The sequence below is a fragment of the Nostoc sp. DedQUE08 genome, assembly GCF_034530895.1.
Taxonomy (GTDB): domain Bacteria; phylum Cyanobacteriota; class Cyanobacteriia; order Cyanobacteriales; family Nostocaceae; genus Nostoc.
The window spans coordinates 1-24,466 of record NZ_JAVRCD010000003.1 but is presented as its reverse complement, the minus strand read 5'-3'; the positions used below and the strand labels follow the sequence as shown (position 1 = coordinate 24,466).

Here is a 24,466-nt window from a genome sequence, read left to right as displayed (position 1 = left end):
AGTCTACTCATATCATGTCCGCATAATTAGTTACGATTCCCATAGTCATTGCACCCCACCCCCAACCCCTCCCCGCAAGCGGGGAGGGGAGACAAAGCACAGCTTTGGCGGGGTGGGGTTCTTTGCGTTTAATAAGCAATCAAGCGGACACGATCTGACTCAGTTTCTTGCAAAAGTCAGTATATAGCGATTGGCAGTAAAAATGGGAACAATATATATTGTAAGGATAAAAACTTTACCAGATAATTTATGCTTTGATTTCTTACTTTATCAAGGTGAAGTTGACTTATATTCTATATCTAACAATAGTTTTATACTCCAAGCAGGAAGAACTATGACACATTTATTTACTCGGAATGACAATAGTAGAAATACTATATTAACCGTATTTTTAACTACAGTATTTTATGGTGGAATCGCGCTTAGTGGGGCGATCGCATATCGGATGATGGGGACGAGTGAAGCAGTTAAACCTCAGCCAGTGGTTGTAACTCCAGTGGTGCAAGCGGTGACGGCTTTGGGGCGTGTGGAACCTGAAGGAGAAGTAATTCAAGTGTTTCCGCCTTCTTCAACGGAATCAGCCCGCATTCAACAGCTACGCGTGCAGCAAGGGGATTGGGTGAAGGCAGGGCAAGTGCTTGCAGTGTTGGATAATTATACTCGTCGTCTGGCAACTGTGAATATGGCGCTAGAAGAAGTGAGAGTAGCCCAAGCGCGATTAATGCAGGTACGAGCTGGGGCGAAACAGGGAGATTTACAAGCTCAACAAGCGGCGATCGCTCGTTTGGAAGCGGAATTGAAAAATGCTCAGATGGAGGAGTCACGGTATCGCAGTTTGTACCACGAGGGAGCGGTTTCGGCTTCCCAGTACGATAGCAAACGCTTGGGGATGGAAGCGGCACAACGACAGGTGAATCAAGCCCGTGCTTCTTTGAATAGTTTGGCAGAAGTGCGTCCGGTAGATGTGCAGTTGTCTCAGGCAGAAGTGAAACACGCAAAGGCAAAGGTGATGCAGGCTCAGGCGGAATTAGCCTTGAGTGTGGTGCAATCGCCCCGAACTGGACAAATCATTAAGGTGCAAACTTCTCCCGGTGAAATGGTAGGGACGAAAGGCATCGTGAGTTTAGGTAATACGATGCAAATGGTGGTAGTAGCAGAGGTTTACGAAACAGATATCCCTAAAATACATCTAGGCCAAACAGCAACGATTACCAGTCCCAGCCTCACTAAACCGCTCTTTGGAAAAGTATCTCAAGTGGGTTTAGAAATTGGTAAACGCGATGTTTTAGATACAGATGCCGCAACAGATGTGGATGCTCATGTGGTAGAAGTAAAAATTCTCCTGAATCGGGAAAATAGCCGTGTTGTAGCAGGAATGACAAATCTCAAAGTTGATGTATCAATAGGACTTAAAGAATGATTCGACGTTTTGTAATTGAAATTCAAAAAATTCCCATTGCTTGGTTGCAATTGAGATATCAACGCAATCAAACTATAGCGGGAATTGTAGGAATTTTTTGCATTACATTTCTCATTTTTATGCAGCTTGGGCTGAGAAATGCCTTTTTAGAAGGAGCGTTGCAATTACCTTTGAATTTTAATGCAGATATTGTTTTAGTTAGCTCTCTCTCTTCAACTGTATTGCAACCAGTAACTTTTTCCTCTAGACCTTTATATCAAGCACTAGCGTTAAAGAACGTTGAATCTGTCGCACCACTTTATATTACTTCAACCCAATGGTACGACAGAAATCAATCTCTTTATCGTATTAGAGTGAATGTTATAGGCATTCCTTCTAATATACAAACACTAAATCTTCCCGGACTTAAAGAGAATATTGAAAAACTAAACAAGCAAAAATTCGCTTTATTTGACCGTAATGCCAGAAATGAATTTAGTCCCATCATTACTGAATTTAACGAAACAGGAAAATCATCGGCAGAAGTTTTAGCAGGAGCTAATGGATCGTTACAACAACTTAGAGTTGTTGGACTTTTTGAGTTAGGGGTTAATAATGCTTATGATGCTAGTTTTATTATCAATCCAACAACTTTTAGTCAATTATTTGGGCGGAGCCTGACAAAAATAGATGCTGGCTTAATTAAATTAAAACCAGATGCTAATTCAGATACTAATATAGAGCAAACTGTTGAGCAATTAAGAAAATATCTTCCGGCAAACATTAAAATATTTTCTAAATCAGAATTAATCGCCAGAGAAAAAGTATTTCATGAAAGCAACTCACCGATGGGTTTTATCTTTCGGTTTATTTTGATTATTGCTATCATTATTAGTATTTTTATTTTATACCAAATACTTTATGTAAAGGTTACGCATAATCTTGCCAATTATGCAACGTTAAAGGCTTTGGGTCTTAACCACAATTCTTTAGTTTCTATAGTTTTTCAAGAGGCAATATTTTTGGTTATTGCCGGATATATTCCAGGTGCAATAATATCATGCTTGGCTTATGATTATCTAGTTAAAACTACAAAAATATTTATCCAAATGACTGTAGAATCAGGATTATTTGTTTTAGGATTAGTCTGCATGATTTGCATAATATCAGCAGGACTTTCCTTACTAAAGGTTAAAGATGCAGATCCAGTGGATGTTTTTAAGTAAATTTAATTCCTTAATTTTATAGGTTTATGAATCAGGTTATAGCCATTAAAAGGCTGAATCATTATTACCGAGAAGGCAGAAGTCAAAGACAAATCTTATTTGGAATCGATCTGGATATTTACCCAAAAGAAGTTGTTATTTTAACTGGAGCATCTGGTTCTGGGAAAACAACACTACTATCTCTAATTGGCTGTATGCGTTCTGTTCAAGAAGGCAGTCTCAAAGTCTTAGATCGTGAATTGAAGGGAGCCAACGAAATCCAGCGAATGCAAATACGGCGAGGAATCGGCTATGTTTTTCAGCATTTTAACTTACTGGATTTTATGACTGTCCAGCAGAATGTGATGGTTTCGCTGGAACTACAGGATGATTTCACGCCTCAAAAAGCAAAAAGCCAAAGTTCGCAAATTCTGAAAGCGGTGGGGCTAGGGCAGCACTTGAATGCTTACCCAAGGGATCTCTCTGGCGGGCAAAAACAACGTGTGGCGATCGCCCGCGCCCTCGTTCACCGTCCTCGATTACTTCTGGCCGACGAGCCTACATCCGCTTTAGATCGGCAAACAGGGCAAGAAGTCACCGAACTAATGACCACACTGGCGAAAGAACAAGGAAGTGCGGTTTTGATTGTCACTCATGACAGTCGGATCTTTGGCGCTAGCGATCGCATTGTGCGTATGGAAGATGGCAAACTGGATGTGGACTATGAGGGTCAGGTATCTGTTACTTTACCAACCTTAACGGATAAGCAATTAATTCAGTTGATTCCCAGGCTAAAAATGTTGACCTTCCAGCCCGGTGAAATTGTTATCCGCCAGGGTGATGTGGCTGATAGATTTTATATCTTGATTGAAGGGGAAATAGAAATCATTCAAGAGTCTTCAGGTTCAGAATCAAAATTATTAAAAACATTGGGGCCTAATAACTCTTTTGGTGAAATAGGATTACTCCAGCGAAGCAAGCGCACAGCAACAGTACGTGCGGCAAATGACGCAGCGATCAAAGTTATTGCCATTGAGCGTTCTGATTTCTTTGAAATGGTTGTCAACTCAAAAATGACTCATGCACTTTTAGACTACCAGGCAATACAATTGCTCCATCAAGACGAGCGGCAGAGGCATGATGAATCGAAGCTCTATGTTTCATCCAGAGAAAGCCATGACTAGCAACACATAGACAGTTGCTAGTCATGGCTGATAATACAAAGCTAGTTGCCCTTGATAGGTTTGATTCTGGCGATCGCTTGTAGTAACATTTTTGGCAGCCAGAAAAGATAACAATATATTTGTTTTGCCTGACTATAAAGCGAGAATAACTTTCTTTCACTCAATAAAGTAAATGGTCGAACTGCTCTGAGAATTTCTGCAAATTTATCTTCCGTCGCAGATTCAACTGAACCACTTACAAAATAACCTTGTAAATGTGGAGGTAAGCGCCAGTTAATATTAGGATCTGGCTGATGTATTACAGGCTCAACATTTCCCCGCCATGCAACTCCCATAATTTGCATAGTTTGATACACCATTGTGTTCCACCCTTTCTCTTTAAAATAGTCCAAGCCTTGGCCTACATCAGGAGAAGCCAAATCGTGAAATAAAACTAAAGCATCTGCTTCTGCAAATTGTTCGCAAATAATTGCATCATCGAGTGGAGCTGATGCCTCGTGATTACCATCTATAAATATCAATGACCATTTACGTTGAAATTTATTTGCAATATCTTCTACTTTTTGAGGGCTAAATCCTGGTATGAGATTTACAGATTCCTTAACGCCTGCTGATTTTAGTGACTCTGTAACGCTTTCATTAAATAATTGTTCAGATAGCATCGGATCGATTACATCTAACTCTACTCCTCCTAGAGCCAAATGACAAGCTGACCAACCCATCCAGCAACCTATTTCTAAAGCTTTTTTTCCTCGAAATTTTAAGGCTGTATTATATAGAATATGAGCTTCATCTCGGCTTACAAAACCTACCTTTTGCCGTCGCTTATCCACATACCAGTTATGAGTAATATCCCGCCGCAAGTAAAGCCAAAAAGAATCATATTTATTTCCTAAAGTTATATTGGGAAAATATGAATCTGCCTGAATAGTGGAAAATCCTGACGAAACATAATCTCCTTTTGGCAATAAGTTTGCTTTAATCACGCTTACTGTTTTTTCACTCATAAGTTACTCTCTAAGTATTTGAAATTCTAGGTTTTGGGGTGACAATGCAACTTCAACAACTTCTCGAAAAGCGTCATCGTCTCTACAGATGAACTAGTTAATTTTTTTTAAGCATTACGTCTTTTTTTGTAATGCAAAATCATTAATAGCCCAGCAAAATAGTCCAGTATGGGGCTATAGCTCCATTCTGAAAGCGATTTTCCATCTTACCTCTAGGAGAATACTTTTGGGTATAAAGTGCTAAAATGCTGACTGTATATGCATTTTTGCAGCTTTTGCCCTCTTCTTTTCAGATTTTGTGAGAAATCCGAAAAAGCTGTCCGCACTATTGGCTTAAAAAACAATTGCACGATTTTAGGGAAGATAACCATGATCGATCTTTATTATTGGACAACCCCAAACGGTCATAAAATTACGATTTTCTTGGAAGAAGTCGGCTTGCAATATACCATAATTCCTGTGAATATTGGGGCTGGAGATCAATTTAAACCGGAATTTTTAAAGATTTCTCCTAACAATCGCATCCCCGCGATCGTTGACCACGAACCAGCAGATGGAGGTGCGCCAATTTCGGTATTTGAGTCTGGTGCAATCTTGCTGTATTTAGCAGAAAAAACCGGGCAATTAATCCCCCAAAATTTACGCGATCGCACTCAAGTTTTAGAATGGTTGTTTTGGCAAATGGGAGGACTGGGGCCAATGGCGGGACAAAATCATCACTTTAGCGCCTATGCTCCTGAAAAGATTGAATATGCGATTAACCGCTACGTGAATGAGACGGGACGCTTATATGGAGTGCTGAATAAGCAACTAGCAGATAGAGAATTTGTGGCTGGTGATTATTCTATCGCCGATATTGCTGCCTATCCCTGGATTGTACCCTATGAACGCCAAAGTCAGAATCTAGAAGATTTTCCTCATCTCAAACGGTGGTTTGAGGCAATTAAAGCCCGTCCAGCAACAATTCGTGCCTACGAGAAAGCAGAAGCATTGCAAACTCAGCCGCTCGATCCTGATAAGTCACGGGATTTGTTATTTAACCAGTCGGCAAAGACTATTCAACCTTGAGCCTAATGAAATTGTCTTGTTACTGTGGCGATCGCTAAGTAAGCTCTAAAGGAGCAATTATGAGCAACAATTTCTCACTATCTTCCTTTCCTAAATTAGAAACAGAAAGGCTCCTTCTTCGTGAGACAACGTTGCAGGATGCTGAGGCTATCTTTGCTGTATTCTCCGATCCAGGCGTGACTAAGTTTCACGATCTTGATACTTTCACTTCTATTAAAGAAGCGATCGCTGTTGTTGAACGTAGAGCCAAACGCTTTGAGCGAGGAGATGCAATTCGCTGGGGAATTGCTCGTAAGCAAAACAACGTTTTGATTGGTTCTTGTGGATTTACGTGGAACCCACAAGAACACTCAGCCGAAGTCGGTTATGAGCTTGCCAGTACTTTTTGGAGGCAAGGCATTATGACGGAGGCAGTGAGTACTATCTTGCAATTTGGGTTTCAAAAAATGGATTTGCGTTTCGTTGTTGCCCAAGTCATGCTGGAAAATATCGCTTCTAAAAAGCTGCTAGAAAAGTTAGGTTTTCACAGTCAGGGTGTAAAGAAACAGAATGGCTTCTTCAAAGGGCAATATCACGATCTGGAGCAATTTATGCTTAAAAATAATACCAATTTGGAAAAACAATGCGACAAATAGGCCATCTGTAAAGACGCGATTCATAACATCTTTACCCAAGAATATGTTGCAACCATTAATTGAATTAGTATTAGCAACGGATACAGGATGATGTTGAGCTTAGTTTCTCCGTTCGAGGTTGCTGACTTGCGCCTGTAATTTTCCTTCTACTTGAAACGGTAGTTGATAATAGTTGTTAGGTTCATATTCTGGTGTCACTTTCCAATCATATCGTTGCAGCAATGTTGCCAAAAAAATCTTCATTTCCATCTTGGCAAACTCTATTCCAATGCATATATGTTCGCCACCACCAAAACCAATTAAAGCAAAGGAGTCTTTTTTATCTTCTTCGCGGGGAGGGGCAAAGCGTTCTGGAGCAAAACTTTCTGGGTTAGTATAAATCTCGCTCATGCGATGCGTTAATCCTTGAGCAACAATCACCACCCAACCGGGAGGAATGCGATAACCTGCGTATTCAATTTCTTTTACAACTCCCCGAAACAGCACTACACCTGCGGGATTGTAAAGTCGTTCTATTTCCTTGAAAAAATAAGTCATTTGATTTAGTTGCTTGAGGTGTCCCAAGTTCAAAGGTTCATCTTTGACAACTGTTGTAAGTTCTTGGCGGAGTTTTTCACGCCATTGCGGACGCGCTGCCAATTCAACCATTGCCCACGTTAAGGATGTAGCAGTAGTGAAATGCGCTGCATTTAATAAGTGTATCAATTCGTCTACGATCTGTGACTGGGCTAAAGCATTTCCCTCTTCATCTAATGCTGCCAAAAATAATCCTAATACATCACAAGATTCTTCTAAGTTGCCTTGAAGTTTACGTTCGTTGATAATTTTTTGTAAGAAAGCTTTCAACTGACGACGAGCATTTTGGGAACGACCATATTTTGTGAATGGTATATCTAACCGTAATAGCGCCAATGCTCCCTGCGTCAAAGCGTTATACAACTGTTCGACTTGCTCAACATCGCTTTGTAGTCGAACACCTAATAATAACCGAATTCCAATTCGCAATGCTAACTGATTAAATTCATTCTTGATGGAAGTTGGACTGTTTTGCACCCAGTTTTCTAGGCATTTGTTAACTTCAGTTTGCATGATGTCAAAATAATTAGCAATGGCTTTACTATGAAACGCTGGAGCCATTAAACGACGAGTCCGGCGATGTTCTTCACCATCCTGAAGCATCATAGGCCGCCCAAAAATATGCTCCATAGCCACTTTCCATCCTAAGTAGGAAGATACATAATCGGCTTTTTCTTGCAAAATTAGTCGATTTGCTTCTACCCCTACCAAAACTGCATATTTCTTTCCTAAAATGCTAGTTTTAAAAACAGGCCCGTAGCGTTCGTAGTTCTTCGCCAGTCCCCATCCTTGGGTAGCAAATAATCGGAGAGTTTCACCTAAAATCGGTAGCCCAAAGCTACCGGGCATTTCTTCGGCTGGTTTTAGTTGTGTCATTTTTTGGACTATGGACTTAAAGTGTGATGACAACTATTGAGTCTAGCTTTAATAATATCGTGCTGTCTCACGCAATCTTCCGAAAACTAGCGTTATCTTCCGAAAAATTCAGTGTAGCTTCTTAAATGCTTGAGGAGTGATGCCGATATATTTGCGAAAAACCTTGGTGAAATGACTTTGACTTTGAAATCCTACTAGTTGGGAGACTTGTATAACTGATAGTTCTCGTTTTACAAGTAAATATTTTGCTCTTTCAACTCGGCATTGAGTGACATATTGATGGGGTGCTATTCCCATTGATTGCTTAAACAAGCTAGCAAAATAATGCGGACTTATCTGTGCGATCGCTGCAATTTCTGCTAGAGATAAATTTTGGTCTAAGTTATCGTTGATATAGGCGATCGCTTGTTTTAATTTATGTTTTGGTAATCCACCTGTGTATTCTCGAATGATAAATTTCTGCGTTGAGTAACATTTCAATAAATGCACTGCCAGTAGATTTGCTGCTGACTCCATATACAGGGAACTATCAAATCCACTAGTTTTTATTTCGTGCTTAAGTGTCAGTCCAATTTGTTGAATCAATGGATCGTGCGTTTGCAGTTGTTGGATAATTTCAACGGTATCAGCATTTACTGATTCGTAGGCAACACGAGTAATCATCGCTGGTTCAAGGCCAAAGTGAATAAACCCTAATTCCTGTTCAAATTGTACTGCTGGCGAAATTTGATCGGCAGGAAAAATCCCTACATCGGTTGCTGCATAAGATTTACTTTGCCAGTGTCCGTTAATTTTTAATTTTGCCTGAAACTCTCTACTGTAAATGGTAATAATGTGCTGAAAAGGCGATGTCTCAGGAAGTTGATAGTTTGACTGGCGATGATAGGCAAAATAAAAACCATTGCAACCTGTAACTGGGCTGGAAATAATTAAAGGTTTGGGAAGAAATTGTTTTAGTTTGTCTGGTTGGGCAGCATTAATTCTAAAAGGCTGATCTATTTGCATGACGACTCACACGCTTTTTTGTAAATATAAATTAAGAGGTGTTAATTCCCATTTTCTATTTTCCAACTTGTTGTGCTAGAGATGAGGAATCTTAGATGCAAACAGGTAAAATACGGTAAGCCCTCCAAATTACCGTTGATTTATCCAAAACAACGCTCAATTATTGTTACTTGTTTGTATAATTGGAAACTCAAATAACTGCTTATGTCAGAACAATATCGTTTTGAAACCCTGCAAGTTCATGCTGGACAAGAGCCTGCTCCTGGAACTAATGCTCGTGCTGTACCGATTTACCAAACGACTTCCTACGTTTTTGACGACACCGACCACGGAGCGCGGTTATTTGCTCTCCAGGAATTTGGTAACATTTACACCCGCATCATGAACCCGACGACGGATGTATTTGAAAAGCGGATTGCTGCGTTAGAAGGGGGTGTAGCAGCATTAGCAACCGCTAGTGGGCAAGCGGCGCAATTCTTGGCAATCAGTACCATCGCTCAGACTGGGGATAATATTGTTTCCACTAGTTTTCTGTATGGTGGGACATATAACCAGTTTAAAGTTTCCCTACCACGGTTAGGTATTAAAGTCAAGTTTGTTGAGGGAGATGACCCAGAAAGTTTTCGTCAGGCGATCGACGATCGCACCAAAGCCTTATATGTTGAAACCATTGGCAATCCTCAATTCAATATTCCCGACTTTGCCGCTTTAGCTCACATTGCCCACGAAAACGGCATTCCTTTAATTGTGGATAATACCTTCGGTGCTGGTGGTTATTTAGCTCGACCCATTGAGCATGGTGCAGACATAGTAGTAGAATCTGCAACTAAATGGATTGGTGGGCATGGTACTTCTATTGGTGGTGTAATTGTCGATTCGGGTAAATTTGATTGGGGTAACGGCAAATTTCCTGTATTTACTGAGCCAGCACCCGGCTATCGTGGGCTAAATTTTCAAGAAGTGTTTGGGCCTAGTGGAACATTTGGTAACATTGCCTTTATTATTCGCGCTAGAGTCGAGGGGTTACGAGATTTTGGCCCGTCCTTGAGTCCATTTAACGCCTTTCTGTTACTGCAAGGATTAGAAACTCTCTCTTTGCGTGTAGATCGTCATGCGAGCAATGCCCTAGAATTGGCTCGGTGGTTAGAACAGCAAGAGCAAGTATCTTGGGTTAATTATCCCGGACTTCCCAATCACCCGTATCATGAACGAGCGAAAAAATATCTTCGGCATGGCTTTGGGGGAGTTTTAAACTTTGGTATCAAAGGTGGACTAGAGGCGGGTAAAGCTTTTATTAATCATGTGAAATTAGCGAGTCATTTAGCAAATGTTGGTGATGCGAAAACCCTTGTTATTCATCCCGCTTCTACAACCCATCAACAGCTAAGTAATGACGAACAGCTTTCAGCAGGTGTGACACCCGATTTGGTGCGAGTATCAGTGGGAATTGAACATATCGACGACATCAAAGAAGATTTTGAGCAAGCATTCGGGCAAGTTAGGATTTAGTTTTTAATTGGGCATTGGGCATGGGGCATTGGGGATTGGGCATGGGGCATGGGGCATGGGGCATTGGGCATGGGGCATGGGGCATTGGGCATGGGGCATGGAGCATTGGGCATAAGAGGCAGAGGGGCGGGGTGCTGCTCTTGCTGAGGGGAAAACTCTTCTCCCTTGCTCCCTGCTCCCCTCCTCCCCTGCTCCCTGCTCCCTGCTCCCTGCTCCCCTGCTCCCCTGCTCCCCTGCTCCCCTGCTCCCCTCCCCCTCTGCTTCCCACTCCCCACTTCTAGTTATGATCTACTCAGACTTCATCTCACCGCAAACCCAGTTTTACCAGCTAACAATACCATTTCAATTAGAAGGCGGCGAAGTATTAATTGGGGTTCAGGTTGCTTATCGCACCTGGGGACAGTTAAATGCTCAAGGCAATAATGGGGTACTGATTTGTCATGCCTTAACTGGTTCTGCTGATGCTGATGATTGGTGGGAACCTTTATTTGGTTCAGAGAAAGCCTTCAATCCAGAACGCGACTTTATTGTATGCAGCAACATTTTGGGAAGTTGTTACGGCACAACTGGGCCAACTACTGTCAACCCCATAACGGGAAACCCTTATGGCGTATTCTTCCCTAAAATTACAATCCGAGATATGGTTTGCCTGCAAGTTGCGCTATTAGAATACCTGGGTGTTCAATCTCTGCGGTTAGTAATTGGTGGCTCGCTCGGTGGAATGCAAGCACTGGAGTGGGCGTTGTTATATCCAGAAAAGGTGAAAGCGATCGCACCCATTGCTGTTTCTGGCAGACATTCAGCTTGGTGTATCGGATTAAGTGAAGCCCAAAGACAGGCAATTTATGCCGATCCAAACTGGCAAGGAGGGAAGTATACTCTGGATGCGCCGCCAAACCAAGGACTAGCAGTAGCGCGGATGATGGCGATGTTTACTTACCGTTCTTGGGATAGTTTTACAAGCCGCTTTGGACGCGAGTATGATGTATCTGAGCAGTTTACTATAACCAGTTACTTACAGCATCAGGGTCAAAAGCTAACAGAACGATTTGATGCCAACACTTACATCACTCTCACCCATGCAATGGATCGCCACGATATTGCACGCGATCGCACCAGTCCTGATTTGTCAGATTATGAATCTATTCTGCAAAGCATCCAGCAACCAACTTTAGTTGTCGGCATTGATTCTGACATCCTCTATCCTCCAGTCGAACAACAAGAATTGGCAAATTTAATCCCTAATGCTCAACTGGCGTGGCTGAATTCAACCCACGGACATGATGCATTTTTAATTGATATGGCTGCATTGAATCAACTGCTGATCTCTTTTCGGCAAAGTTTAGATTTCTCAGCCTCCTAACTCGATAATCTGATTTTGTCGTTTTGTAGGGTGTGTTATCGCGTCAGCGTAACGGACGTTAGAGATTTGAGAGTTAGGAATAATATTATGTCTGCTTGATTACTTATTAAACCCGAAGAACCCCACCCCGCCAAAGCTATGCTTTGTCTCCCCTCCCGAAGAGCGGGGAGGGGTTGGGGGTGGGGTGCAATGACTGTGGGAATCATAACTATTTATCCGGACATGATATAAATTCCACAACGCACCTTATTAAATAAAAGCTTGTGTATATGGAAACAATGTAAAAATTATTTTAATTAGTGCCAGTCAACAGAAGTGGCAAAATGTGGGTATTAAGATTAAAACAATTATCAGTAAGCGTCACCCAATCTACAGGTTTTATAGCTCATGAAACAGAGACAAGTAAGCATATACAAATGCACTCAGCGACTTTGGAGTGTTTTGTTAATGTTAGTAATTTGGAATCTACCCCAATACGCTCTAGCAGATGTCAACCCACAGGAGATAAATGCAATTATTCGCACGCGGGATATTGCCCTGCAAGCTCTAAACACTCGCGATTTTTCCAAAATACAGCCTTACTTGCACCCAAACTTCACAATCACAACAGTTGATAATCAGATATTTCACAAAGTTCCTGAGTTGGAACAGTACTGGAATCAGCAGTTTTCCAGTTCCATTAAAGATATCAAAATGCAACTAAAAGGAGATAGTCTTAGAACATTTCTCACTCCAGAAATCGATGTTGCCTCTGGAGAAGCGATCGCATCTTTCTTTTTCAAAGATGGCAAAGCGGCTGATATGGCCTTGCGATGGACAGCTGTGCTGCAAAAATTCCAAGATAAATGGACGATTCAATCGCTACATTTCTCCTCCAATCTGTTGAATAACCCAGTATTGAATGCTGCTCAACAATTAGGGCGGATTCTAGCAGTTGCAGCAGGAGTGGGCGGTTTCCTTTTGGGAGCAGTGACGATGCTATTATTACGTCGCACGACTAAGCCACGAACCGAAAGGATATAGCAAATAAAGTGGGAAGTATTTATCAGTCCAGTAAAAATATTAGCTTTCATCGCCGTCTCAAAGCAACCTTAGTAGTTTTATTAGTCTGGAGTGGCGTGAGTTTACTGCACTGGCTACCAGAAACACAATGGTTGATGCTGGGATTAACGGCAATCCTGACTGTGCAAACGTTACGGATGCTGTTAGCTAAACCAGCGGCGGCGGTGATGGAGAGTGAAATTTATTTACCGTCAGTCTCGATTTTAGTTCCGGCTAAAAATGAAAGTCCAGTGTTGGCTAATCTAGTTTACAGCTTATGCCAACTTAATTATCCCAGCGACTCCCTAGATATTTGGGTTGTTGATGATGGTAGTACCGACGAAACCCCCAAGGTTTTGAAAGAGTTACAAACTCAATTTCCAGCTTTACAAGTTCATCGACGGGAATCAAAAGGTGGTAAATCAGGCGCATTGAATGCGGTGTTTCCCTTTACTCAAGGGGAGATTATCTTAGTCTGTGATGCGGATGCTCAGTTAAGAGCTAATTTTCTCCAGCAAACAGTACCTCTGTTTCATAAGCAAGCGATCGGTGCAGTGCAAGTACGAAAAGCAATTTCTAATGCTAATACCAATTTCTTAACCCATTGCCAGCAGATGGAAATGAACTGTGATAGCTTTCTACAAACCCATCGCATTGCTATTGGTGGAATGTCTGAACTGCGCGGTAATGGGATGTTAATTCGTCGGCAATTATTAGAAAAGTGTCAAGGTTGGAATGAGAACACTGTCACCGATGATTTGGATCTTTGTTTCAAACTCTATTTAACAGGTACGCAAATTGAGTTTGTTACAGTTCCATCAATTCAGGAAGAAGGTGTAACTACTTGGGAAAAACTTTGGAATCAACGCTGTCGTTGGGCTGAAGGTGGCTATCAGCGTTACCTAGATTATTTTCCGCAAATTTTTACTTTAGGTTGGGCAAAAGAAATTGATTTACTATTGTTTTTTATATTGCAATTTCTTCTGCCAATTGGGCTAATACCCGACTTACTTTGGACAATTTTTTATAGCCATAATCCAGTTCTGTTTCCCCTCCAGACACTACTTAGCATCATTCTGACAATTGCCTTTATTGCTGGACTTTACCAATTTCAAAATTTACGAGGATGGTCTTTGGTTTGGGCAACAATTCAAGGGTCGTTATACATGGTGCATTGGATTCCTGTGATGATTGTGACCACTTCAAAGATGTGTGTGCAAAAGGAGCGATCGCGCTGGGTAAAAACTGAACATAGGGGAGGAATTAATTGAAGGAAAAATTATTTAGTAAAACAATGTTGTATCTCTGAATTTTAGTATATTTTCATCAACAATCCTTAACCGAAACGTATTGGATAATTCGGGTTTAATAAGCAATCAAAATGTCACAGCTTCTAGACATAACCAAGGGTGATTAATTCGTAGAAGCTGTATTGGCGTTTTTTGAAGCTGAGATGCGATATTAGCTAATTTAATCCATCAGATGCTGCTGTACTTTGGAAACTAGTTCATTTGTCCAGTAGTTGGTGAGTTCGGCATTGGCTGCTTCCACCATTACTCTAATGACTGGTTCTGTGCCAGAGGCGCGAACCAAAATTCTGCCGGAATCGCCCATTGCAGCTTCAGCAAGAGCGATCGCTTGTTGCACAGGTTGGCAATCTTGCCATCCCAAACGGCGATCGCGATCGACAACGCGCACGTTCCGTAATAATTGTGGATAGGTTTGGAAGCTTCGATCTACTAATTCGCTCAAGGGAACACCCGCCTCTCTCACCAAAGATGCTATGTGTAATGCGGTTAACAAGCCATCTCCAGTGACGGCATAGTGACGGCAAAGAATATGCCCTGATTGTTCGCCACCTAGCATTCCCCCAGTGCGCTGCATTTCGGCTTGTACGTATTGGTCGCCAACTGCGGTACGAATTAAGTTACCACCAATTTGCTGCCAAGCTTTCTCAAAGCCTAAGTTGGCCATGACTGTAGATACAATCAAGTTGTCTGGCAATTGTTGGTTTTGTTGTAAGTGTCGTCCCCACAGGTAGAGAATGTAATCGCCGTTAACTTGCCTGCCTGTATTGTCTACTGCTAAGACGCGATCGGCATCGCCATCGAAGCCAAAGCCGATATCGGCGTTGTGTTCTTGTACCGTTGCTGCCAAAATGTCCAGGTGCGTGGAACCGCAGTTAACATTAATGCGATCGCCATCTGCTTCGTTATGCAAGCAGATTACCTCCGCTCCCATTTGGGTAAATACTGATGGTGCTAACCCAACTGCGGCTCCCCACGCCAAGTCTAAAACAATCTTCATTCCCTGAAGATTCAAGACACCGTTTAAGGGCTTTTTCAACGCCGAGCTATAGTCTTCCACTAACTCGAAACGTGAGTAATGCCGTCCGCAATTACTGACTCTAGCGATCGGTGATATCTTGCCACGCAGTCCCGCTTCAATTTCTGTCTGCAAGATTTGCGGCAACTTCCCACCATTGGCAGCAAAAACCTTAATTCCATTGTCTTCTGGAGGATTGTGGCTGGCAGAAATCATCACTCCGCCAATGGCATCACTGATACTGGTGAGATAGGCAACGCAAGGAGTGGGACATAATCCCAAATACCAAACCTCTAACCCTGCTGCTGTTAACCCTGCACTCAAAGCCATTGCCAGCATATCGCTGGAGTTTCTAGAGTCCTGTCCGAGAATGACTGGCCCTACTTGAGCAGCATGGTTACGTAAAACAATCCCCGTCCAAAAACCAACTTGCAATGCTAAAGGCGCATTCAGTAATTCTCCGACTCGTCCGCGAATCCCATCTGTGCCAAATAAGGGATTTGCTGGTAATGGGATTAAATTCAGTCCAAAACTGCTCTCAATCCCTTTGCCCAATCCCTCAACTTCAGAAGTAGAACCCCCAGAAATGCCCGATGTCCGAGTTATAGATGAAACCATATTTTTAAACACTCCACACAATCACACTGAAAAATAAATAGCACTTAAGACTTTATTCAGCAATTTTGACATGCTTTTTCTCTTTATAAATTCATTTTAGATCGAGTCATCTTTACGTAATAATACTGAATTTCTCTTTCTAAAATTGTAAATCTTTGATAAAGTCAGTATTGGTTTTTACTTTATTAGTAAAGTCTCCACATCTTAGCTGATTATTCCTTTTCTGCCGACAATTTTCGTTTTGATTTTTATCTGTATTAGTTCACACTTGATAATGCTATTACCAAATAAGTATGTAATAAATATTACTTTTGGTAAATCGCAAAATTTTTCATCCAAGCTGAGAATGAAAGCAAGATTCAGCTAATAACAACAAAAAATCAAAATCTAAAATCTAAAATTCTGTTCTCTTAGCCTTATCGCTGTGTAAAAAACTACAAAATCATTGCAGCTTAAAAAATTTTAATATAAATTCTCATCAAATAGTTTTAAGGTAACGTTTTAATGGCCTTTTTAGCCGTTAGTAAATCAAAACTCCGGCAGTAAACTTTTTAAAGTTGAGAAATTTAGCATGAGCAGCAATTTAGCAACCAAATTACGTGTAGGCACTAAGAAAGCCCACACAATGGCAGAAAATGTTGGTTTTGTCAAGTGCTTTTTAAAAGGAGTAGTGGAAAAAAACTCTTACCGGAAACTTGTTGCTAACTTCTACTTCGTCTACTCAGCGATGGAAGAGGAAATAGAAAAGCACCGCCAGCACCCAATAGTTTCTAAAATTAACTTTCCTCAGCTAAACCGCAAGCATAGCTTAGAGCAAGACCTAAGTTATTACTTTGGTGCAAACTGGAGAGAGCAAATCAAACTATCTCCCGCAGGTGAAGCTTATGTACAGCGCATCCGAGAAATATCTGCTACAGAACCGGAATTGTTAATCGCCCATTCATACACTCGTTACATAGGTGACTTATCCGGGGGACAAATTCTCAAAAATATTGCTGTAACAGCGATGAATTTGTCTGATGGACAAGGAACAGCCTTTTATGAGTTTCCAGAAATTCCTGATGAGAAGGCATTCAAAACCAAATATCGGCAAACTTTGGATGAATTACCCCTTGACGAGGCGGCAACCGATCGCATCGTTGATGAAGCTAACGCCGCCTTTGGCACGAACATGAAGCTGTTCCAGGAATTGGAAGGTAATTTGATCAAGTCGATCGGTGTGATGCTGTATAATAGTCTTACACGGCGTCGTACACGTGGTAGTACTGAACTCGTCACAGCTGAGTAATCGTGTTGAGATTGCGGAGTATGGTGTGTGGAGTCATAAATTCAGATAGCCTGATGAAGGATAATTCATAGGTGTTTCTGACAAAAGAGCGATCGACGCTCAAAATATTTAGGGGCAATAGCCTTGTGACTGCTTTTGAGATGTGAAAGTAAGCATGGGGAGATTGCCCCTCAATTTTGATTGGATTGGGAATTGGGAAGATAAGTATCTGGATTCAAAATCCCAACCAAATTTTGAAATATTTTCTAGTTTAGTAGTTTACACTACCACATTTATCAGTACCGATGCTTTGTCGAGTTCTGACTGAATCAGGCTGATAACCAGCAAATATAAAATAATAAAATACTCAGTAAAAGTCGGCAGTATTCCAAAATGGAATACGGAAATGGAATTTAAGTATATCGAGTCACGACATCGAAAAAATTGTCGCGATCGAGTCCGATTAATTAAAAACTACGGTAATACGATCGAGTTGTGGTATATTACCACCATCAGAAAATTGTCTACTTGTAAACTCAGAATAGTTTTCAGCCGCTCTCAAGCTTTCGATTTTGACTAAAATTTTGCCCGATCGAGTTTTAGCTGATTTGTTAGCGATGACAAATTAGGCTTTGTTACATCACTTGCAAAGTGAGAAAAATAACCAAGCAGTTTCAATTACAAACGCACAATTATGGTAGATATTAAGTTCGCATACTGGATTCCCAACGTTAGCGGGGGGTTAGTTGTGAGTAAAATTCCCCAACGCACAGATTGGACTTACGAATACAATGCTCAACTAGCTCAGACGGCTGAAGAAGTTGGATTTGAATATGCTCTAGCACAAGCCAGATTTATCGCTAGCTACGGCGCTGAGTACCAATTAGAGGCATTAACAACCGTGTCGGCTCTAGCTCCTGTCACCAAGAAATTGAAATTGATTGCAGCAGTTCACCCTGGATTGTGGCATCCGGGAGTAGTTGCCAAAATGGGTGCAAGTATTGATTTTCTCTCTAACGGCCGATTTGCTTTGAATGTAGTTAGTGGCTGGTTCAAAGATGAATTCACTATATATGGTGAACATTGGTTAGATCATGACGAACGCTATCGTCGTTCAGAGGAATTTATCCGCGTTCTCAAGGGTTTGTGGACTGAGGATGAGTTTCACTTTAAAGGCGACTTTTACCGCATTAACGGCGGTTGGGTGAAGCCTAGACCAATTAATCAGAATCCTCACCCGGAGATATTCCAAGGTGGTAACTCCAAAGCAGCGCGGCGCATGGCTGGCCGCGTCTCTGATTGGTATTTTATGAATGGCAATACCATAGAAGGCGTGAAAGAGCAGATTGCAGAGGTGTCTGAATTAGCGAGTCTTCAAGGACGCACAATTAAGTTTGGTTTGAATTCCTTTATCATCGTGCGAGATACGGAAGCAGAAGCGCATGAAGTATTGCGCGATATTATTGCCCAAGCTGATGTGGAAGCGGTGAAAGGATTTGGCGAAGCAGTGAAACAGGCGGGAGCTTCAACTCGTGAACGTCAGGGAATGTGGGCGAATTCCAATTTTGAAGACTTGGTGCAGTATAACGATGGTTTCCGATCGGGGTTGATTGGTACGGCTGAACAAGTAGCTGAAAAGATTCGCCAGTTCCATGAAGCGGGAGTCGATCTAATTCTTGGTGGCTTCTTACACTACACAGATGATTTACCAGCATTTGGTAAGACAGTAATACCAATTGTGCGCGAACTTAAATCTAATCCTCGGACAGCTGATGAGTTGGTTGGAGTGTAGATTAACAGCAACATACTTTGTCGGAGCGGGTTTTGTGGATTGAAGCTGTTGTAGATAACAGCTATATCTGAACGGCACTAAGAAAAATCCAAAGGCTGTCTCATAGTAGTGGCGATTATGAGTCACTCAATCACAATCAAGGAGTTTTACTATGACATCAGTAATTGATGCTGACCAGAAGGCGCATATTATTCAAGATGACAAAGAAGCGATCGCGATCGCTCACGAATTAGCAGCTGAGTTTGCCAAGGGAGACTCAGAACGCGACCAAAATCGGCGTTTACCTGCTGAGGAAGTAGAAAAGTTCTCCCAGAGCGGATTGTGGGGAATTACAGTCCCGAAAGAGTATGGCGGTGCTTTTGTATCGAATGCCACCCTCGCAGAAGTAGTTAAAATCATCTCCGAAGCCGACTCTAGCCTCGGTCAAATTCCCCAAAACCATCTCTATATGGTGGAAGCAGTCCGGTTAGATGGTACAAATGAGCAGAAGAAGTTTTTCTTTGATTTGGTTCTCCAAGGTAAACGCTTCGGTAACGCCTTCTCGGAAATTGGCACTAAGTCTGTGACTGATGTCCAAACAAAATTAACACCAGATGACTCTGACTTCGTACTCAACGGACGTAAATACTACTCTGCTGGGGCACTATTGGCACATTGGGTTCCCGTGATTGCCAGTAATCCAGATGGTAAGACAGTGGTGGCATTTGTCGAAAGAGACGCCGAAGGATTAACCCTACTCGATGATTGGACAAGCTTCGGACAGCGTACCACTGCTAGCGGCACTACGATTATTGAAAATGTGAAAGTTAAGGCAGAACACGTGATTCCGCACTACTTGGCTTTTGAAAGGGCAACACCAATGGGTGCGATCGCCCAAATCATCCAAGCCGCCGTAGACGTGGGAATTGCTAAAGCAGCAGTCCGTGACACCATCTACTTTGTCCGCAACCATACTCGTCCTTGGGTTGACAGCAATTTAGAAAAAGGCTACGAAGACCCCCTGACGCTCTATAACTTAGGCAATGTCCAAATTCAGGTTCACGCTGCGGAAGCATTGCTGCGACGTGCAGGTGAGTTTATCGACATCGCCAACGAGTCAGGCTTAGAAGAACCCAAGGTAGTTGAAGCATCAATTGCAGTTGCCGAAGCCAAAGCCTTAGCCACCGAAGCATCACTACTAGCTACCAACAAACTGTTTGAACTAGCAGGTACTAAATCCACATTAGAAGAATTCAACTACAATCGCCACTGGCGAAATGCTCGTGCTCACACACTGCACGATCCCGTCCGTTGGAAATACTACGCTGTTGGTAACTACTTCCTCAACGGCGTCTATCCCCCGCGCCATCCTTGGTTGTAATTGCAGCATTTTCTACTGGGGTGAAGCTTTCAGAATTAACATTTACCAGAATGCTTTACCCCTGATAAGAGACTTCCAAATAAAAAAATATCCCATCGCTTTGACGGCAGGGGGGCAGGGAGCAGGGGGAGAAAAAATCATTTTGACTCAGTGAAATTGGATAATTTATTTCTTGGAGTCCCTAAATTTATTGATTTGTCATCCCGTTCAATCAAACTCCGCCAAATATTAGCGGGTTCTTCATAATTTTTCACTTATTCGGCAGATGTTGCTTTTTGTTTCAACTCCTCTACCGTTTGTGCAACACTGATTTCAGGAATTAAAGCCAAGCCTAAACTCAACAATAACGGGAATATTTTCCGGCTTACCATAGACTTTCAGCTTAAAATAACTAAGTCAATCTTCAAACCAAGCTTAATCTCAGTATTTAAGTTTGTAACCCGTAAAACTTCTCATACTGAGTAAATCAGGCAAAAATATGGCAACGAAAATTCCTGTCACAGTGATTACAGGCTTCTTAGGTAGTGGAAAAACCAGCCTAATTCGCCACCTGCTACAAAACAACGAAGGACGGCGTATTGCCGTTTTAGTCAATGAATTTGGCGAACTCGGTATTGATGGCGAATTGTTAAAATCTTGTCAAATTTGCCCCGAAGATGGTGAGGGCGACACTAATATCTTTGAATTAACTAACGGTTGCTTATGCTGCACTGTGCAGGAAGAGTTTTACCCGACGATGCAAGAGTTAATCAAGCGACGAGATAGCATCGACTGCATTTTGATTGAAACTTCTGGTTTAGCTTTACCAAAACCACTGGTGAAGGCTTTTCGCTGGCAAGAAATTCGTAACGCCGCCACTGTAGATGCAGTGATTACCGTGGTAGATTGTGCGGCGGTTGCAGCCGGGACATTTGCTAGCGATCCAGATGCGATCGCAGCCCAGCGACAAGCAGATGATAATCTAGAACACGAAACACCTTTGCAAGAACTGTTTGAAGACCAACTTGCTTGTGCAGACTTAGTGGTGTTGAATAAAATTGACTTGGTAGATGCCGAGACAAAAGCCAGAGTTGAAGAATTGATTAAGCAAGAGTTGCCCAGAGTGGTGAAAATTGTTGAGAGCGATCGTTCTCAATTAGACGCATCTATATTACTAGGATTCCAAGCCGCAGTCGAAGACAATTTAGATTCTCGTCCTAGTCATCACGATACTGAAGAAGACCACAATCACGATGAAGAAATTACTTCAGCTAATTTAATTTTGGATCGTACCTTTGACCCCGAAAAGCTGCAACAGCAGTTGCAAACATTGGTACAACAACAAGAAATTTACCGGATTAAAGGCTTTGTCGCAGTACCTAATAAATCCATGCGCCTAGTGATGCAAGGCGTGGGAACCCGATTTGATAAATTTTACGATCGCCCTTGGAAACCAGAAGAAGCTAGGCAAACGCGGTTAGTTTTCATCGGGCGTGATTTGAATTCTTCAGAAATTGAATCACAGCTTGTAGCTTTATAAGTATACCCTGATTCCTGACTTCTTTGAAAAGTCGGGAATCTATCTCTTGAAGTTAATTCAAAACGAAAGCAATAATAACTTCAAATTGCTAACTCATCACTTTAGACAAATATGACGATTTCTCAACTATTTAATATTGCCAATCTTTTCGTATTGCCATTTTGGGCATTGATGATTTTATTGCCTAACTGGAAAGTCACACGGTCGATAATGTCATCATATTTACCCTTTGTGCTGTTAGCTGGGGCATATTTGTATTTGTTTATCAACAGCATTACGCCAGAAAATGCTCAAGCTTTATCGAATCCTCAATTAGCTGATATTGCACGATTTTTTGCAGACGAAACAGCTGCGGCAACAGGTTGGATTCATTTTTTAGTGATGGATTTATTTGTCGGTCGCTGGATTTATTGGGAAGGACAGAAAACAGGTGTTTGGACAATTCACTCTCTAGCTTTATCTTTGTTTGCTGGGCCTTTGGGGTTACTATCTCACATCTTGACTGACTGGATTACTAAGACATTTTTCCCGAAGTTTCAGCAGAATGAAGGAGTGACGGCAGGAGAAAAAGCTGCGTCATAATCTTACACATAATAGGGTAGCACTGCTGTGCTACCCTATTATTTAGTAGTTACCTGATTTTAAAATCATTAACCGTTGTCGTGTCTATAGTCAGCATCTAACCAACAGCGTGGTAAAACTTCACCTGAAGGAAAAACGAGATTTTCTTTTTTAAAGCTTTCAGGTTGCTGTTCTTCTTGACCTTCTTGGTCTTTTGCGCGAACAACATCATTATTCGGGTCAATTAATTCCTGAATTTCAACAATTTTTACCAATTCGCCACTATCTTTGACTTGTAAAAGCATAGAAATTGCCTCAATGAGTTTGCATGAAAGTTCAAAGCGAGTCTCAACATAAACTCGCTCAAATCTAAACTGATTTTGAACGCGGAGATTCCTTAATTGTTAAAGGAAATTTTTATCAGACCACACAGAAATTACACGAGATTCATCTATGTGTATCTGTAGAGTTAATATTTATAAAATTGATACTATAAACATATTCCTCATTCACAAGAGAAACTCGAATCAGGAAATGCTGATTAACAAAATTGTCTAGCCAAGATAAGTTTGTTTTATCTATTAGAAATCGCGTTGATATTTTTCCAAAATATCAACTAATGTTACCTGGCATTGTAGGGGTAGTAAATCGATTAAAGGAACTTCACGTTTCCCGCCGCCAATTTTTACTGGAATCGCTCCCAAGACTTGTAAAACTCGGTCTTCATTGACAGCGTTGGAAGTAATTAAGGGATACAGTTGCTCGGCAACAACTGTATGCAGTTTGGCATTAGATAAATAAAGATGCCATTTGGCAACATCTATGTAGACGTTTTCGCCAATTTCAGCTGCTAGGGCTTCTAGTAGTTCTGTGGTGTTAGTCTTAGCCATAAAAATAACCCTACATTAAGAAAAAGTGCGAAATCTCAGGCTTTTTTATATTATGGCTCAATTAACAGGCTAATCCTACTACCAGAAGTTACAATCGCCCTAGCATGAGTAATCCATCTTCAGGTGGATTTTGGTGGAGTTTCGGTGTAGTTAGCGATCGCACTAATATAAATCAGATGTGCTAACACTATTCCCGTCCAACTTAACGTTACCAAAGGCAGCCACTCCCAAGTAGTGTCTTTCAAAATGTGGAAAAACCACAACCCGGAATTAATACAAGCAGCGATCGCCACATGGATAGCAAAATTCATCCGGTCATCGATCTTGCGGTAATCAGGGTCTTTGCGATCGGGTTTGCGAGGCCAACGAGGAGGCATAAATATTTGTTACAGATTTAAATACACCCTACTCATTCTAAGGTTTTTAGTGCAGTCGTTGCTATTAGACTTCTAGAAGCAGTCATAATTGAATTGGAAGTCAAGAGCCGCTGGGTTAAATCCGATGACAATCTTTGAGCAAATAGACCCCGATCTCCTCTATCCAGATAGCGACGGCAAACCAATGGCAGATAATACAGAGCAATATCGTTGGATTGTCTTGATTAAGGAGAATTTAGAAATTCTGTTTGCTAATAATGACAATGTTTTGATTGCAGGAGATTTGCTCTGGTATCCAGTCCGTTCTCGGCTGATTACACCGACTGCACCTGATGTGATGGTTGTCTTCGGTAGATCAAAGGGTAAACGTCGTTCCTATCGTCAGTGGCAAGAAGATAATATTCCACCACAAGTAGTCTTTGAGATTCTTTCTTATAGTAATGATACCAAGGAGATGGAGCGCAAGCTGGAATTTTACGATACCTATGGTGTTGAAGAATACTATTTATACGACCCTGAAAGTTTTCAACTAGATGGCTGGTTACGGCAAAACAACCATTTGAATAAGCTATGGCAAATGGATAGTTGGATCAGTCCCCGTTTGGGAATTAGATTTCAAACGGGGCTTGGAGAGTTAGTAATTTACCGTCCAGATGGACAGAGATTTTTAAATTCCCTGGAACTCAATCAACGGGCTGAACAGGCTGAGTTATTGGTAGAACAAGAACGCCAACGCGCTGAACAAGAACGTCAACGCGCTGAACAGTTAGCAGCATATTTGCGTAATCTCGGCATTGATCCTGACAATCTGCCGTGACTGGCGAGCAGAGGAGCAGGGGAGCAGGGGAGCAGGGGAGACAAGGGGACAAGGGGACAAGGGGACAAGGGG

The 24,466-nt window shown here is 41.7% G+C and carries 23 protein-coding genes; 16 read left to right on the top strand and 7 right to left on the bottom strand.

The window, feature by feature from the left end; genetic code table 11:
- Positions 1-334 precede the first annotated feature (334 nt).
- Genes RMY64_RS02700 through RMY64_RS02690 form a run of 3 tightly spaced genes read left to right on the top strand, consistent with a single transcriptional unit; the run spans position 335 to position 3,788 of the window.
- Positions 335-1,420 carry an ABC exporter membrane fusion protein gene (locus RMY64_RS02700; RefSeq protein ID WP_322699233.1) on the top strand — a complete coding sequence of 362 codons (1,086 nt, stop codon included), beginning with the start codon at positions 335-337 and terminating at the stop codon, positions 1,418-1,420.
- Positions 1,417-2,625, top strand: coding sequence for an FtsX-like permease family protein (locus RMY64_RS02695; protein ID WP_322686158.1), 1,209 nt, complete (start codon positions 1,417-1,419; stop codon positions 2,623-2,625). The genes RMY64_RS02700 and RMY64_RS02695 overlap by 4 nt, the downstream gene beginning before the upstream one ends.
- 26 nt (positions 2,626-2,651) lie before the next feature.
- Entirely contained in the window at positions 2,652-3,788 is a 1,137-nt protein-coding gene (locus RMY64_RS02690) for an ATP-binding cassette domain-containing protein (protein ID WP_322699232.1), read from the top strand.
- A 41-nt stretch (positions 3,789-3,829) separates the two neighbouring features.
- On the opposite strand, the gene RMY64_RS02685 is transcribed toward RMY64_RS02690, so the two are convergent.
- Positions 3,830-4,795 (bottom strand): class I SAM-dependent methyltransferase, encoded by a 966-nt coding sequence (locus RMY64_RS02685; RefSeq protein WP_322686156.1) that lies wholly within the window; start codon positions 4,793-4,795, stop codon positions 3,830-3,832.
- A 369-nt stretch (positions 4,796-5,164) separates the two neighbouring features.
- Here RMY64_RS02685 and RMY64_RS02680 point away from each other — a divergent pair, with 369 nt between their 5' ends.
- Together RMY64_RS02680 and RMY64_RS02675 are read left to right on the top strand one after the other, a co-directional pair.
- Positions 5,165-5,863 (top strand): glutathione binding-like protein, encoded by a 699-nt coding sequence (locus RMY64_RS02680; RefSeq protein ID WP_322686155.1) that lies wholly within the window; start codon positions 5,165-5,167, stop codon positions 5,861-5,863.
- Positions 5,864-5,922: 59 nt separating this feature from the next.
- Positions 5,923-6,498, top strand: coding sequence for a GNAT family protein (locus RMY64_RS02675; protein ID WP_322699231.1), 576 nt, complete (start codon positions 5,923-5,925; stop codon positions 6,496-6,498).
- Positions 6,499-6,597: 99 nt separating this feature from the next.
- Here the strand turns inward: RMY64_RS02675 and RMY64_RS02670 are convergent, their stop codons facing one another.
- Both RMY64_RS02670 and RMY64_RS02665 read right to left on the bottom strand, forming a co-directional pair.
- Positions 6,598-7,950 (bottom strand): cytochrome P450, encoded by a 1,353-nt coding sequence (locus tag RMY64_RS02670; RefSeq protein ID WP_322671674.1) that lies wholly within the window; start codon positions 7,948-7,950, stop codon positions 6,598-6,600.
- Between the two features lie 108 nt (positions 7,951-8,058).
- On the bottom strand, positions 8,059-8,955 hold the full coding sequence (locus tag RMY64_RS02665; protein WP_322699230.1) for an AraC family transcriptional regulator: 897 nt from the start codon (positions 8,953-8,955) through the stop codon (positions 8,059-8,061).
- A gap of 204 nt (positions 8,956-9,159) precedes the next feature.
- On the opposite strand from RMY64_RS02665, the gene RMY64_RS02660 reads away from it, so the two are divergent.
- The 4 genes from RMY64_RS02660 (at position 9,160) to RMY64_RS02645 (ending at position 14,139) form a co-directional block, all read left to right on the top strand.
- Positions 9,160-10,464: an O-acetylhomoserine aminocarboxypropyltransferase/cysteine synthase gene (locus RMY64_RS02660; RefSeq protein WP_322699229.1), complete on the top strand. Its 1,305-nt coding sequence runs from the start codon at positions 9,160-9,162 to the stop codon at positions 10,462-10,464.
- A 283-nt stretch (positions 10,465-10,747) separates the two neighbouring features.
- Positions 10,748-11,827, top strand: coding sequence for a homoserine O-acetyltransferase MetX (metX, locus tag RMY64_RS02655; protein WP_322699228.1), 1,080 nt, complete (start codon positions 10,748-10,750; stop codon positions 11,825-11,827).
- Positions 11,828-12,274: 447 nt separating this feature from the next.
- Positions 12,275-12,850, top strand: a complete 576-nt coding sequence (locus RMY64_RS02650) for a nuclear transport factor 2 family protein (protein WP_322671678.1) — start codon at positions 12,275-12,277, stop codon at positions 12,848-12,850.
- Between the two features lie 8 nt (positions 12,851-12,858).
- Positions 12,859-14,139, top strand: coding sequence for a glycosyltransferase family 2 protein (locus RMY64_RS02645; RefSeq protein ID WP_322671679.1), 1,281 nt, complete (start codon positions 12,859-12,861; stop codon positions 14,137-14,139).
- A 199-nt stretch (positions 14,140-14,338) separates the two neighbouring features.
- Here RMY64_RS02645 and glmM read toward each other — a convergent pair whose 3' ends face one another.
- Positions 14,339-15,811 (bottom strand): phosphoglucosamine mutase, encoded by a 1,473-nt coding sequence (gene glmM / locus RMY64_RS02640; protein WP_322671680.1) that lies wholly within the window; start codon positions 15,809-15,811, stop codon positions 14,339-14,341.
- Between the two features lie 571 nt (positions 15,812-16,382).
- On the opposite strand from glmM, the gene RMY64_RS02635 reads away from it, so the two are divergent.
- The 6 genes from RMY64_RS02635 to RMY64_RS02610 all read left to right on the top strand — a co-directional run bounded on the left by RMY64_RS02635 (position 16,383) and on the right by RMY64_RS02610 (position 22,331).
- Entirely contained in the window at positions 16,383-17,099 is a 717-nt protein-coding gene (locus RMY64_RS02635) for a heme oxygenase (biliverdin-producing) (RefSeq protein ID WP_322667120.1), read from the top strand.
- A 385-nt stretch (positions 17,100-17,484) separates the two neighbouring features.
- Positions 17,485-17,658, top strand: coding sequence for a hypothetical protein (locus RMY64_RS02630; RefSeq protein ID WP_322671681.1), 174 nt, complete (start codon positions 17,485-17,487; stop codon positions 17,656-17,658).
- A gap of 114 nt (positions 17,659-17,772) precedes the next feature.
- Complete coding sequence (sfnG, locus tag RMY64_RS02625) at positions 17,773-18,870, top strand: dimethylsulfone monooxygenase SfnG (RefSeq protein ID WP_322671682.1); 1,098 nt, start codon at positions 17,773-17,775, stop codon at positions 18,868-18,870.
- Positions 18,871-19,021: 151 nt separating this feature from the next.
- Positions 19,022-20,230, top strand: coding sequence for an SfnB family sulfur acquisition oxidoreductase (locus tag RMY64_RS02620; RefSeq protein ID WP_322671683.1), 1,209 nt, complete (start codon positions 19,022-19,024; stop codon positions 20,228-20,230).
- A 478-nt stretch (positions 20,231-20,708) separates the two neighbouring features.
- Complete coding sequence (cobW, locus tag RMY64_RS02615) at positions 20,709-21,749, top strand: cobalamin biosynthesis protein CobW (protein ID WP_322671684.1); 1,041 nt, start codon at positions 20,709-20,711, stop codon at positions 21,747-21,749.
- A gap of 111 nt (positions 21,750-21,860) precedes the next feature.
- Entirely contained in the window at positions 21,861-22,331 is a 471-nt protein-coding gene (locus RMY64_RS02610; RefSeq protein ID WP_322671685.1) for an ABA4-like family protein, read from the top strand.
- Between the two features lie 68 nt (positions 22,332-22,399).
- On the opposite strand, the gene RMY64_RS02605 is transcribed toward RMY64_RS02610, so the two are convergent.
- From RMY64_RS02605 to RMY64_RS02595, 3 genes are all read right to left on the bottom strand, one after another.
- A complete protein-coding gene (locus RMY64_RS02605; protein WP_322671686.1) occupies positions 22,400-22,615 on the bottom strand; it encodes an acetyltransferase in 216 nt (71 codons plus the stop codon).
- Positions 22,616-22,891: 276 nt separating this feature from the next.
- On the bottom strand, positions 22,892-23,200 hold the full coding sequence (locus RMY64_RS02600) for a DUF3181 family protein (RefSeq protein WP_322667128.1): 309 nt from the start codon (positions 23,198-23,200) through the stop codon (positions 22,892-22,894).
- Positions 23,201-23,319: 119 nt separating this feature from the next.
- Entirely contained in the window at positions 23,320-23,577 is a 258-nt protein-coding gene (locus RMY64_RS02595) for a hypothetical protein (RefSeq protein ID WP_322667130.1), read from the bottom strand.
- A gap of 124 nt (positions 23,578-23,701) precedes the next feature.
- Between RMY64_RS02595 and RMY64_RS02590 the strand changes: the two genes are divergently transcribed.
- The gene (locus RMY64_RS02590; protein ID WP_322667132.1) at positions 23,702-24,394 is read left to right on the top strand and encodes a Uma2 family endonuclease; all 693 of its coding nucleotides are present in this window, start codon (positions 23,702-23,704) and stop codon (positions 24,392-24,394) included.
- The last annotated feature ends 72 nt before the right edge of the window (positions 24,395-24,466 follow it).